Origin of the sequence: Neisseria weaveri, assembly GCF_900638685.1 — a bacterium.
GTDB classification, from domain to species: Bacteria; Pseudomonadota; Gammaproteobacteria; order Burkholderiales; family Neisseriaceae; genus Neisseria; species Neisseria weaveri.
On the sequence record NZ_LR134533.1, the window covers coordinates 1834840 to 1847506 of the forward strand.

The following is a 12667-nucleotide window of genomic DNA, read 5'->3' on the forward strand; positions in this document are numbered from 1 at the left end:
GCCTATTTATTTTGCCAAAAGTGTAAATATTCAATCAGTATATCTTCAAGTTGTATTTTAACACTTAAGGTATGATATCCGTAAGGATTCAATTTATTCAGACGTTGGGTTAATGCAAACAGTTGAAGTTTGTCGGTTCGCTTGGCGGTTTGGCTTAACGCATCACGATAAGCGGGGTAATAAAGCGGCTGGGTATTTTGTTGCGATAATCCCAAATCCAAAAGCCATTTATGCATCCAATCTAGAAAAATGGCCAGTGGCAACTTGCTTTTATCAAACGTAGCGGCGTAATCCAAAATGGCCAGTAATCGTGGCGAACTTAATAAAGACAATAATTCGGTACGCAGTTTGTCGGCTTCCGGTGTTGCTTGGAAGAGTGGGGCTCCGGCGTGAAATGCCAATAACTCTTCAGCATTTTCGGTATTGTGTTCATGTAGGTAAGCCAGTGCTTCGGCTCGGGAGGGAGCGGGAAGCAGCATTTGCCGGCAACGGCTTTTGATTGTGGGCAGCAGTTTGTCGCGTGAGTGGCAGACAAGTAAAAAGACGACATCAGCGGGAGGCTCTTCTAAAATTTTCAGTAGGGCGTTGGCAGCCTGTGGGTTCATGCTTTCAGCCGGTGCAATCAAAATGATGCGTTTGCCGCCTCGAACGGAGGTGAGATGGACGTTATCGAGAATATTGCGTACGGCATCGATTTTGATTTGCAAAAGTTTTCTGCCAATTGCGCCGTCTTCGGGCATTTCCGGTGTCAGAAGATAGAAATCGGGGTGGCTGCTTTGATTAAACAAGTGGCATGAAGGACAAGTTTGGCAAGGTTCGCCCGATTCCGGGTTCTGCTCGCATAAAAGGGCTTGGGCGGTATGATAGGCAAAAGCGGTTTTACCGGTGTTTTCTTTGCCGATAAACAGCCAGGCATTGGGGTGGTTTTGCCGGGTTGATGACAGTTGTTGCCATTGTTGTTGATGCCATGGATAAATCATATGCAGGTCGTTATCGGAAAAATGCCATTATATCGCAAACAGGCTTGATTTCTGCTAGGGTTTTTTGGCCGGTTTGTGCGGCTTGCCGTTAGGAATTAAAAGGGAGTTTGCCGTTTGTATTGGGTTGAGGCCGTCTGAAAAAAACATCATTTTTCAGACGGCCTTTTACATTGATATTTTTATTGCGGCTTTGTCTTCTTGGAAATCAGTTTATAGTTTAGGTTCAAGTTGGAAGTGGCGGTTGAGTGTTTGTTCGATGTCGTTTCGAACATCGCCCTTTTCCCGGTTGCTGTTGATTACGGCATATTTTTCAGGGTGTTTTGCGGCCCGTTGCAGGTAGGTATGGCGTACACGGGTAAAGAATTCGGCTTCTTCTTGCTCAAAGCGGTCTTTTTCGCGTGAACGGGTGATGCGGTTGAGTGAAACTTCCAAAGGGACGTCGAGCAGAATGGTTAAATCCGGGCGGAAACTGCCTTGAACCCAGTTTTCCAGAGTTTCGATATCGCTAAGCGGAATATGGCGCCCGCCACCTTGATAGGCGTAGGTTGCATCGGTAAACCGGTCGGATACGACGTGTATTCCTTCGTTTAAAGCAGGCAGGATGACGTCTTCGATATGCTGTTGGCGGGCGGCAAACATTAAAAGGGTTTCCGTGCGCAAACTGACTTGGGTTTCAGGGTTTAGCAATAATGACCTTAATTCTTCGCCTAAAGGTGTGCCGCCCGGTTCCCGGGTAAACAGTACGGGCAGGTTGTGTTGCTCAAACCAAGCCTTGATAACGGCAAGGTTGGTGGATTTGCCTGCGCCGTCTATGCCGTCGAGCGTGATGAATTGTGCCGGTTTCATGATTACGGTACTCCGTTTTACGGGTAGAGGCCGTCTGAAAATTCAGACGGCCTTTGATGGTTTGAGAACGGTTTTATTTCTTCAAAATGTATTTGCGGACTGCCGCGTTGTGTTCTTCCAGGGTATGGCTGAATTGGCTCAAGCCTGTGTTGTCCATTTTGGAAACAAAATAGAGATATTTGGCGGAAGAAGGGTGTGCGGCCGCTTCCAAGGCGGCTTTTCCGGGAAGGGCGATGGGGGTGGGCGTCAAGCCGTTTCGGGTGTAGGTGTTGTAGGGCGTGTCGCGGCGTATGTCGGATTTGCGGATGCGGCCGGTGTAGCTGTCGCCCATACCGTAGATAATGGTCGGGTCGGTTTGCAGTCTCATGCCGATGGCCAAGCGGTTGACGAAGACGGCGGCAACATGTTTTCGGTCGGCTTCGTGTGCGGTTTCTTTCTCAATCAGGCTGGCCATAATCAACAGCTCGTAAGGCGTTTTGTAGGGCAGGCCGCTTTGACGCTCGTCCCACGCGGTTTGCAGGTTTTTCTGCATGGTTCGGTAGGCAAGCTTGTAGATTTGAATATCGCTGCTGTCGGTGTCGATTTCGTAAGTATCGGGAAAAAACAGGCCTTCGGGGTGTGTGTGCAGGATATCCGGATCAATGTGTTTCAACAGTTTTTCGTTGCTCCAGCCTGCCGTTTCATGAAGGATATCGTCGGTTTTGTTGATGATATTGCGCATTTGTGCAAAACGCATGCCTTCGGTAATGCGGATGGTAACGGCATCGGGGCGGCCTTTATGCAAGCGTTGCAGGATAGACCAAGCGGAAACTTGCTTGGGCAGTTTATATGAACCTGAATGCAGGCGGTTGTGTACGCCGAGCAGGTAGGCGGTGGCCAGGAGAACGTGCCGGTTGTAAATCACATCATCTTCAGCCAGCTTTCTGCTGACGGCAGACAGGCCTTGATTTTTCTCAACGCGCATGCGGTAGGTTTGTTCGTTGGTTTTCGGGGCGAATAAAAGAAAAGCCCATACGCCGGCAAGCAATACCAACAGGCTTGCCGACCATTTTAAAAACTTTTTCAACATGGTAGCATGGTTCGGTTAAATAATCGGGTGTCAGTATAGTATAAGTTGCCGATACTGTGTTGCGGCGTTATTTCAAACGGTTTGTCCAACAGGTTTTCGGTAAGCGGACAAAAGACGGAAGCAGCGGCAGAGAGGCCGTCTGAAATTTTTAAGGATAAGGTTATGAATCCTGATTGGAATCAAGGTTGGTGGCAACAGGCGGCAAAACTACCGTCGCCGAACTTCAGTAAACGGGCAGAGGGAGAGCGGGTAACGCTGGTGGTGCTGCACAATATTTCTTTACCGCCTTTTGAGTACGGCAGCGGTGCGGTGGAGAAGCTGTTTACCAACACGATTAATCCGGTCGAACACCCTTTTTTCAGTATCATTGCCGATTTGCGCGTTTCCAGCCATTTTTTTATCGACCGGCACGGTCGAACCGTCCAATTTGTTTCATGTGACGATATGGCTTACCACGCCGGCATTTCGGCATTTCAGGGCAGGGAAAAGTGCAATGCTTTTTCCGTCGGCATCGAATTGGAAGGCTGCGATTTTGAACCCTTTACCGCTTTGCAATATCAAAGTCTGAACAAATTGCTGAATGCTTTGGCAGGACATTACCCGATTGAGGCGGTCACCGGGCATCAAGACATTGCGCCGGGACGGAAAAGCGATCCCGGACATTTCTTTGATTGGGCGCAATTGACCGCTTCGGGCATACCTGTTATCCGTTAAAAATAACGCTAAATCCTTTTCAGACGGCCTTTACTGTCAGAATGGGTAAACTTGGTTATAATTCCAGTTCCTGCACCGACTAACCGTTTAAAATAGGTTGTAAACAACTATGAGCGATGTGGTTTTAATCATTATTATTATCGGATTGGCGATTATTCTCGCCGTTCTGGCTTACAATATCCATCAGGAAAAGAAATACCAGCGTCAGGTACGCGAGCAGTTCGGCCATGCCGACAAAGATGCGCTTCTGCACAGTAAAACCGATTTCGTGCGTGACGGCGGAGCGAAAAAAGGCTTGAAAGGCATGCCGTTTGCACATAAAAAAGCCGTAGAAGCCGAAGTCCGCGAAGAAGAAAAAAATGCCGATCTGTTTACCGTTGGAGATGAAGACGAATTTCACAAAGACGTTACGGTAAGCGTGCAAGAAAACGAAAAAGAAGCCGTTATCGAACAAGAAGAAGCGGCTGCGGAAGCCGAATTTGAATTTAAGAAAATGGCATCTCCGGTTTTGTCGCAAACCAAAGTTGACGGCAAACGCACCTTGCTTCTGGATTTGGAAGGGTTGCCGAAAGTCGAGTTGCCGTGGTTTGATCCGCGCTTCGATTACATGGCCTATATCGCTTTGAGCGAACCGCAAGAGCTGCACAATATTCCGCGTTTATCGAGCCGTCACCGTTTCCAGATTGCCGGTTGTACCCGTGACGAACGCTTCCAGATTGCCGAGCCGATTCCCGGCGTGGCTTACCAGGGTTTTGTCATCGGTTTGCAGGCAATCAGCCGCAGCGGTTTGGCAACCGTGCAGGAATTGGAGCGTTTCGGCGAGCAGGCCAACCAGTTTGCCAAAGATATGAACGGCAGTCTGTTGCTGACCGATATCGACGCTTTCTTGAAAGTGGCCCGTCCGTTGGATGATTTGTGTGCAAGAGTCGATCAAACTATTGCCATGCATTTGGTATCGCGCACCAATGTCAGCGGTTTGGAATTGCGTTCTGCTATTGAAGAATTAAATTTCGAATTGGGTGTGGACGGCGCGTTCCACTATCCGAAAGACGGCGAACCGTTGTTCAGCATTATTACTTTGGATAACTCTCCGTTTACGTCCAGTCTGCTTTCCAGCCAGGCTTACCGCGGTTTCAGTATGCTGTTTGATATTCCGCATGTTCCGGCCGGAGAAAAACAGTTCAACGATTTCATGGACTTGGCTGTGAAATTGGCCAGCAAATTAAGTTTGGACTTGGTCAACGACAAATTGGAGGAGTTGTCTACCGAGTGGCTGGTTGAAGTGCGCCGTTATGTGTTGGCCCGTCAGGACGAAATGAAGAAAGTCGGCATTGAGCCCAGCGGACAGTTGGCGCAGCGCCTGTTCTCTTAAACCGGTATATTGATGATAAAAAGGCCGTCTGAAAATTTTCAGACGGCCTTTTTAGTATTTTCAAATCATTTCAATATTGAGAAGGAATGGCAAAGGAACGCTTTTTCTATACAATACGGCTTAATCTACGCAAATAACTTTATCCTAATCCGAAATAAAACGATGATGCCAATCTTAGTCGGGCGGCAAACAACAGTTTGATTCCGTATTGCTTGGGGTTTTGTATTAAAAATAGATTTATTTGCCGGTTATAAATTTCAGACGGCCTTTATCATCAAAGTATCAAAAAGAGGCCGTCTGAAAAACCATCCATATTTCAGACGGTCTTCACATGAACAATATTGCATTACGCATTCAAGAACTCACCGAACAGCTCAACCGCTACGCCTACGAATACTATACCCTCGACGCGCCCACCGTGCCCGATGCCGAGTACGACCGGCTTTTCCGCGAACTCGAAGCCCTCGAAGCCGCCCACCCCGATTTACGCCTGCCCGAAAGCCCCACCCAGCGCGTCGGCGGTATGCCTTTGGACGGCTTTGAAAGCGTGCGCCATACCGTGCCGATGCTGTCGCTGAACAATGCTTTTTCGCCGCAAGACGAAAACGACGCATTCGATCACGCCGAAATGCTGGCGTTTGACGAGCGCGTGCGCGGCGGATTGTCCGGCGTTCAACCCGAATACGTTATCGAACCCAAATTCGACGGCCTCGCCATCAGCCTGCTCTACCGCAACGGCGTGCTGGTTCAGGCGGCCACGCGCGGCGACGGTACCACCGGCGAAGACGTTACCCAAAACATCAAAACCATTGCCAATATCCCGCTGAAACTGCGCGGCGACAACCTGCCTTCGCTGCTTGAAGTGCGCGGCGAAGTGCTGATGCTCAAAGCGGATTTTGCCGCCTTAAACGAGAAACAGGCTGCCGACAACCAAAAACTGTTTGCCAACCCGCGCAATGCTGCTGCGGGCAGCCTGCGCCAACTCGATTCGCGCATCACCGCCAAACGCCGCCTGCATTTTTTCGCTTACGGCATCGCCCGCATCGAAGGCGGTACACGTTTGGAAGAGCATATTCAAGAGCTGGCTTATTTGTTTGAACTCGGTTTCAGCCTGCCGCACGGGCAATTCGGCGTTTTCCCTAATATCGCCGAAATACTGGCATTTTACGAACACATGTCGCGAAAACGCCCCGAACTGCCGTATGAAATCGACGGCATGGTGGTGAAAGTGAACAGTTTGGCGCAGCAGGAAACTCTGGGTTTCGTTTCCCGCGCGCCGCGCTGGGCCATTGCGCACAAATTCCCCGCCGAAGAAGCCTTAACCGTGGTCGAAGCGATTGACGTGCAGGTCGGCCGCACCGGAGCCGTTACCCCCGTCGCCCGCTTGCAGCCGGTATTTGTCGGCGGCGTTACCGTAACCAACGCCACGCTGCACAACGAAGGCGAAACGCAACGCAAAGATGTGCGCGTGGGCGACACCGTAGTAGTGCGCCGCGCGGGAGACGTGATTCCCGAAGTGGTGCGCGTGGTGCTTGAACGCCGCCCGATGCAAACCGTTACCGAAACCGTTTCAGACGGCCTGCAAAACGATTTGTTTGCCGAACCGGTTAGGCCGTCTGAAAACGTACAAACCGAACAAATACCGCTTTACCCCCAATACCGCCTGCCCGAACGCTGCCCGATCTGTGCCAGCGAAATTGAACGCGAAGAAGGCGAAGCCGTGGCCCGTTGCAGCGGCGGCATGTTGTGCCAAGCCCAGCGCGCGCAAGGGCTGATTCATTTTGCTTCGCGCAAAGCGATGGATATCGACGGCTTAGGCCAGCGGCAAATCGAGCAGTTGGTAGCCCAAAATTTGGTGCAGCATTTCGCCGACCTCTACCGTTTGGACGTGCCGACTTTGCAGTTGATGAAAGAAAACGCCGATAAGGAGCAGGCTGCGGACACCGGCAGCACGGTTTCAGACGGCCTCAAAACAACAGTGAAAAAACAGTCGCCGACCAAATGGGCGGAAAACATCCTCGCCGGCATCGAAGCCAGCAAACAGCCCGAGCTGGCGCGATTCCTGTTCGCCCTCGGCATCCGCCACGTCGGCGAGCGCACGGCCAAAGTGCTGGCGCAGGCGTTTGGCACGCTGGAAAAAGTACGCCGCGCACCCGAACCGGTGCTGGCCTGCCTGCCCGACATCGGTGCCGTCGTCGCCCGTTCCATCGCCCATTTTTTCGCCCAACCGGAGCAGCAGGCGATGATAGACGAACTGCTTGCCGTAGGCGTTGTTCCGCAAAACCAAGCCGTTACCCTGCCCCTTTCCCAATATGTTACTCCGGCCAAATGGCTCAGCCGCCTGCCCGGTTTCAAAATCAGCGAAACCAAAGCCGCCGCCTTGTGGGATTTGGTCGGCAAAAATATAGACGACCTGTTGAACGACAATGCGTTGAATGCCGACTGGCAGCAATGGCGCAACCAACCCGAAAATGCAGCCCTTTTATTGTCTATGCGGCAGTTTCTGGAACAGATGCCGTCTGAAAACGAACCAACCGTTTCAGACGGCCTCAACCAAGCCGTTGCCGGTAAAACTTTCGTACTCACCGGCACGTTGCCGACGCTGAAACGCGACGAAGCGCAAGCCATGATTGAAGCGGCGGGCGGGAAAGTGTCCGGCAGCGTATCGAAAAAAACCGATTATGTGGTCGCGGGCGAAGCGGCGGGCAGCAAACTGGAAAAAGCCAATGCGCTGGGCGTGGCGGTATTGGATGAAGCGAGCTTGAAGTTGTTGATTAACTGAGTTATGCAATAATTTTAAAAAACGTATATAATGTTAAATATAGTATTTAATGTAATAATTATTGTAAATATTTATTTGCTTGCGTAAGCTGTTGGGATGTTGAAGCAGAATTTTAGGAGAATGGAATGAAACCGATTAAGAAAGCCGTATTTCCCGTGGCCGGCATGGGCACCCGTTTCTTACCCGCCACTAAAGCCAGCCCGAAAGAAATGCTGCCGATCGTCGACAAACCGCTGATCCAATATGCCGTAGAAGAAGCCGTGGCTGCAGGTTGCACCGAAATGGTGTTCGTAACCGGCCGCAACAAACGCAGCATCGAAGACCACTTCGATAAGGCTTATGAGCTGGAAACCGAGCTGGAACACCGAAACAAAGAAAAATTATTGGCCCATGTGCGGGACATTCTGCCGTCCGGTATTACCTGCCTGTATATCCGCCAAGCCGAAGCATTGGGTTTGGGGCACGCCGTGCTGTGTGCCAAAGCCGCCGTCGGCGACAACCCGTTTGCCGTAATTCTGGCCGACGACTTGATCGACGCACCGCAAGGCGCGTTGAAGCAGATGGTGGATATCTACAACCAAACCGGCAACAGCGTTTTGGGCGTAGAAACCGTCGATCCGTCGCAGACCGGTTCATACGGCATCGTTGAAATCGAAAATCTGAAAAACTATACCCGCATTACCAATATCGTTGAAAAACCGAAGCCCGAAGAGGCTCCTTCCAATCTGGCCGTGGTCGGACGCTACATTCTCACGCCGCGTATTTTCGATTTGCTCACCAACCTGCCGCGCGGTGCGGGCAACGAAATCCAGCTTACCGACGGCATTGCCCGCCTGCTGGATCACGAGTTTGTGCTGGCGCATGCTTTCGAAGGCAAACGTTATGACTGTGGCAGCAAAATCGGCTATTTGGAGGCAACATTGGCTTATGGCTTAAAACACCCGGAAACCGGCGAGGCGTTCCGCAAGTTGTTGAAGCGTTATGCCGAAAATGCCTGATACAGGCCAATTAAACCTTAAAAGGCCGTCTGAATTTCAGACGGCCTTTTGTTTCTGCAAACAACGTATTGGGCTATAATCGCTTTTCTTTAATTTTGAAATCCAACAGATTATGAAACATATCCATATCATCGGAATCGGCGGCACATTTATGGGCGGCGTGGCGGCCATTGCCAAAGAAGCAGGATTTACCGTCAGCGGCTGCGATGCCAAGATGTATCCGCCTATGAGTACGCAGCTTGAGGCTTTGGGTATCGATGTGCATGAAGGTTTCGATGCGGCGCAGCTGGAACAATATCCGGCGGATGTGTATGTAATCGGTAATGTCGCCAAGCGCGGAATGGACGTGGTGGAAGCGGTGTTGAACCGCGGACTGCCCTATACGTCGGGACCGCAATGGCTGGCGGAAAATGTTTTGCACAAACATTGGGTTTTGGCGGTGGCCGGAACGCACGGTAAAACCACAACGGCTTCCATGCTGGCATGGGTGTTGGAATATGCAGGCTTGGCGCCGGGCTTCCTGATCGGCGGTGTACCGCAAAATTTCAATGTTTCCGCGCGGTTGCCGCAAACACCGCGTCAAGATCCGGATTCGACATCGCCGTTTTTCGTTATCGAAGCCGACGAATACGATACGGCATTTTTCGATAAGCGCAGCAAATTCGTCCATTACCGTCCGCGTACGGCGGTATTGAACAACTTGGAATTCGACCATGCCGATATTTTTGCCGACTTGGCCGCCATTCAAACCCAGTTCCATCATTTGGTGCGTACCGTGCCTTCGGAGGGTTTGATTGTCAGCAACGGTGCCGAACGGAATTTGGAAGTGACTTTGGAGAAAGGCTGCTGGACGCCTGTCGAGCGCTTCGGTTGCGAATCGGGTTGGAAAATCGGCGAAGTTTTTGCCGACGGTTCGTTTGATGTGTATTTGAACGGCAATAAAGCCGGTCATGTAGGCTGGGAGATTATCGGCGAGCACAACCGCATGAATGCTTTGGCCGTGATTGCAGCCGCGCGTCATGCCGGTGTCGATGTTCAGACGGCCTGTGAAGCCTTGTCGGTATTTAAAAATGTAAAACGCCGTATGGAAACCAAAGGTACGGTGAACGGTATTACGGTTTACGATGATTTTGCCCACCATCCGACGGCAATTGCGACGACGGTTGCCGGTTTACGCCAGAAAGTCGGCAAAGCAAGAATTTTGGCGGTATTGGAGCCGCGATCGAACACCATGAAGTTGGGTACCATGAAAGCGGCTTTGCCGCAGAGCTTGCAGGAGGCCGATCGGGTTTACTGCTATGCGGGCGGTGTCGATTGGGATGTGGCCGAAGCCTTGTCGCCTTTGGGCGGAAAACTCTATACCGGCAAAGAGTTTGAGACATTTGTGGCGGAAATTGTGCGGCAGGCGCAGGCAGGGGATCATATTTTGGTGATGAGTAACGGCGGTTTCGGTGGTATTCACGATAAATTGTTGGCCGCTTTAAAGGAAAATGCCTGAGTTTCGGCTTTTTCCTATCAGCTTTCCTGTTTTTGCCGTTAACCGTATCGGCTGACTTTATTTATGCAAGGCCGTCTGAAAATTCAGACGGCCTTGTTAATGAACGGGTGCTGTAAAAAATCGATATTTCATTTGCAGAAGCAGCAGCCGGTCTGATATTAAAATTAATTTGATTGGCTATCTTCGGAGCGATTCAGGTAAAATGCGGTCTGTATTGAAACCGCTATTGATATTTATGACTATTGAAAAAACTTCCAACATGAAATATTGGCTGCTGGCAGCGGCGGCCATTGTTTTGGATCAAATCACCAAATTTGCCGTTTTGGACCGCTTTGAGTTTGCCGAGCGTTTGAATGTTATTCCCGGCTTTTTTGATTTGACTTTACTGTTTAACACCGGGGCGGCGTTCAGCTTTCTGGCGGATGCGGGCGGTTGGCAGAAATTCTTCTTTTTGGGTTTGGCGGTAGTGATCTGCACTTATTTGGCACGCGCCATTGTTAAAAACGATTTCGGTATTTGGGGTAAATACGGCGCGGCCATGATTATCGGCGGTGCATTCGGCAATGTAATCGACCGTTTGCTGCACGGACATGTTGTTGATTTTCTGTTGGTTTATTGGCAAAACTGGTATTACCCGGCTTTTAATATGGCCGACAGCTTTATTTGTGTCGGAGCGGTATTGCTGGTTATCGACAGCTTCAAGCATAAAAAGAACAAGGCATAAGCGGCCTGCTTGTGCGGAAGATCAAATTTGAGGCCGTCTGAAATTTTCAGACGGCCTGTCAGGATAAAAAATGACGGAAAAAACCATTCTTTTAGCCAATCCGCGCGGATTCTGCGCCGGCGTGGACAGAGCCATCAGCATTGTAGAGCGGGCACTGGAAGAATTCGGTGCGCCGATTTATGTGCGCCATGAAGTCGTGCACAATAAATTCGTGGTGGACAACCTGCGCGATAAAGGTGCGGTGTTTATCGAAGATTTGGCGGATGTGCCCGAAGGTGCGACCTTGATTTATTCGGCGCACGGCGTATCCAAAGCGGTTCAGGATGAAGCCGAGGCGCGCGGTTTCCGTGTGTTTGACGCAACTTGTCCGTTGGTGACAAAAGTGCATAAAGAAGTGGCGCGCTTGGATGAGCAGGGCTATCAGATTATTATGATCGGCCATAAGGGACACCCTGAAGTGGAAGGGACGATGGGGCAGCTGCCTGAAGGTACGATGCTGCTGGTGGAAACCGTAGATGATGTTGCCGGTTTGGAAGTGCGCAATCCGGATAAGCTGTCGCACGTCAGCCAAACGACTTTGTCGGTAGATGAAACCAAAGACATTATCGAAGCCTTGCGGGCGCGTTTTCCCAATATCCGCAGTCCGCATAAGGAAGATATCTGCTATGCGACCACCAACCGTCAAGAAGCGGTAAAAACTTTGGCGTCGGAGTGTGATATCGTGATTGTAGTCGGTTCGCCTAACAGCTCGAACAGCAACCGTTTGCGCGAAGTAGCGGCGCAGCGCGGTATTGATTCGTATATGGTCGACAACGCCGGATACCTCAAACCGGAGTGGTTTGAGGGTAAGCGCAAAGTCGGCGTAACCGCCGGGGCTTCCGCGCCCGAAGTATTGGTGCAGGAAGTGGTGTCAGCCATTCAAAGCTGGGGACACGATACCGTTTGCGAAGGTGAAGGCGTAGAAGAGAGCATTGTTTTCGTGCTGCCTAAAGCATTGCGTAAATAAAAGTGTGAAGCCGGGCTGATCTGCGGCGTATCAAATCATGCCGTCTGAAAATGGGAAGGCCGTCTGAATTTTCAGACGGCCTTGATTTATGCTGACGGTATGCGCCTTGCGGCCATGCGTTGACCGATTTCTGCGAGTTTTTCCGGCGGAATATGCTGTTTGGCCAGTTCAAACAAGGGTTCTTCGATTTGCAGATGGGCATGGTAGCCGTCGGTGAAATTTTGCAATACCTGCGGATTCGGGCGGTATTCGGAGTTGCTTTGCATCAGGGTAAATTCATGGGACAGCTGCCGCCAGCTTTCGTGCAGCGTTTCGTGCTGGCCGAGCAGCGTATCGATGTCGGTGCGGGCTTGCGGCGCATATTGCAGCAGCAGGGGGAACAGGTCGTCTTCTTCGTCTTGGTGGTGCAGCGGGGCAGCGATATTGAAGTATTGGCTGATTTGCCGGACGGTTTGGATAACGATGTCGTTGCAGCCGTTGTCTTCAATATATTGGGAAAGCAGGGCGACTTGTCCGCAAAAGCGGCGCACTTTTCCGTGGCAGGCATACAGCATTTCGATCGGCTCGGCGAAGGTAACGCTGCGGTTGTCGAATAAGTCCATGTGAATATCCTGTTTTATCTGTCGGATTATTGGGTAGCAAAAACGGGTTGGGTCAAAATTTCAGACGGCCTCCGTT

11 protein-coding genes are annotated in these 12667 nt (G+C 50.8%); 7 read left to right on the forward strand and 4 right to left on the reverse strand.

Going from position 1 to position 12667, the window contains the following annotated elements:
- Positions 1-2: 2 nt before the first annotated feature.
- The 3 genes from holB to mltG all read right to left on the reverse strand — a co-directional run bounded on the left by holB (position 3) and on the right by mltG (position 2895).
- A complete protein-coding gene (holB, locus tag EL309_RS08815; RefSeq protein WP_004283693.1) occupies positions 3-980 on the reverse strand; it encodes a DNA polymerase III subunit delta' in 978 nt (325 codons plus the stop codon).
- 210 nt (positions 981-1190) lie between these two features.
- On the reverse strand, positions 1191-1826 hold the full coding sequence (tmk, locus tag EL309_RS08820) for a dTMP kinase (protein ID WP_004283691.1): 636 nt from the start codon (positions 1824-1826) through the stop codon (positions 1191-1193).
- Positions 1827-1899: 73 nt separating this feature from the next.
- Positions 1900-2895 (reverse strand): endolytic transglycosylase MltG, encoded by a 996-nt coding sequence (gene mltG / locus EL309_RS08825; protein WP_004283689.1) that lies wholly within the window; start codon positions 2893-2895, stop codon positions 1900-1902.
- 162 nt (positions 2896-3057) lie between these two features.
- Here mltG and ampD point away from each other — a divergent pair, with 162 nt between their 5' ends.
- The 7 genes from ampD to ispH all read left to right on the forward strand — a co-directional run bounded on the left by ampD (position 3058) and on the right by ispH (position 11989).
- Positions 3058-3609 carry a 1,6-anhydro-N-acetylmuramyl-L-alanine amidase AmpD gene (gene ampD, locus EL309_RS08830; protein WP_004283688.1) on the forward strand — a complete coding sequence of 184 codons (552 nt, stop codon included), beginning with the start codon at positions 3058-3060 and terminating at the stop codon, positions 3607-3609.
- Between the two features lie 109 nt (positions 3610-3718).
- Complete coding sequence (locus EL309_RS08835) at positions 3719-4981, forward strand: cell division protein ZipA C-terminal FtsZ-binding domain-containing protein (protein WP_004283687.1); 1263 nt, start codon at positions 3719-3721, stop codon at positions 4979-4981.
- Positions 4982-5312: 331 nt separating this feature from the next.
- Complete coding sequence (gene ligA / locus EL309_RS08840) at positions 5313-7763, forward strand: NAD-dependent DNA ligase LigA (protein ID WP_004283686.1); 2451 nt, start codon at positions 5313-5315, stop codon at positions 7761-7763.
- A 125-nt stretch (positions 7764-7888) separates the two neighbouring features.
- The gene (galU, locus tag EL309_RS08845; RefSeq protein WP_004283685.1) at positions 7889-8761 is read left to right on the forward strand and encodes a UTP--glucose-1-phosphate uridylyltransferase GalU; all 873 of its coding nucleotides are present in this window, start codon (positions 7889-7891) and stop codon (positions 8759-8761) included.
- Positions 8762-8873: 112 nt separating this feature from the next.
- Complete coding sequence (gene mpl, locus EL309_RS08850) at positions 8874-10259, forward strand: UDP-N-acetylmuramate:L-alanyl-gamma-D-glutamyl-meso-diaminopimelate ligase (RefSeq protein WP_004283684.1); 1386 nt, start codon at positions 8874-8876, stop codon at positions 10257-10259.
- Between the two features lie 235 nt (positions 10260-10494).
- Entirely contained in the window at positions 10495-10983 is a 489-nt protein-coding gene (lspA, locus tag EL309_RS08855; protein ID WP_004283682.1) for a signal peptidase II, read from the forward strand.
- Between the two features lie 70 nt (positions 10984-11053).
- Positions 11054-11989 (forward strand): 4-hydroxy-3-methylbut-2-enyl diphosphate reductase, encoded by a 936-nt coding sequence (ispH, locus tag EL309_RS08860; protein ID WP_004283681.1) that lies wholly within the window; start codon positions 11054-11056, stop codon positions 11987-11989.
- 86 nt (positions 11990-12075) lie between these two features.
- Here ispH and EL309_RS08865 read toward each other — a convergent pair whose 3' ends face one another.
- Positions 12076-12591: a hemerythrin domain-containing protein gene (locus EL309_RS08865; protein ID WP_004283679.1), complete on the reverse strand. Its 516-nt coding sequence runs from the start codon at positions 12589-12591 to the stop codon at positions 12076-12078.
- Between the last annotated feature and the right edge of the window lie 76 nt (positions 12592-12667).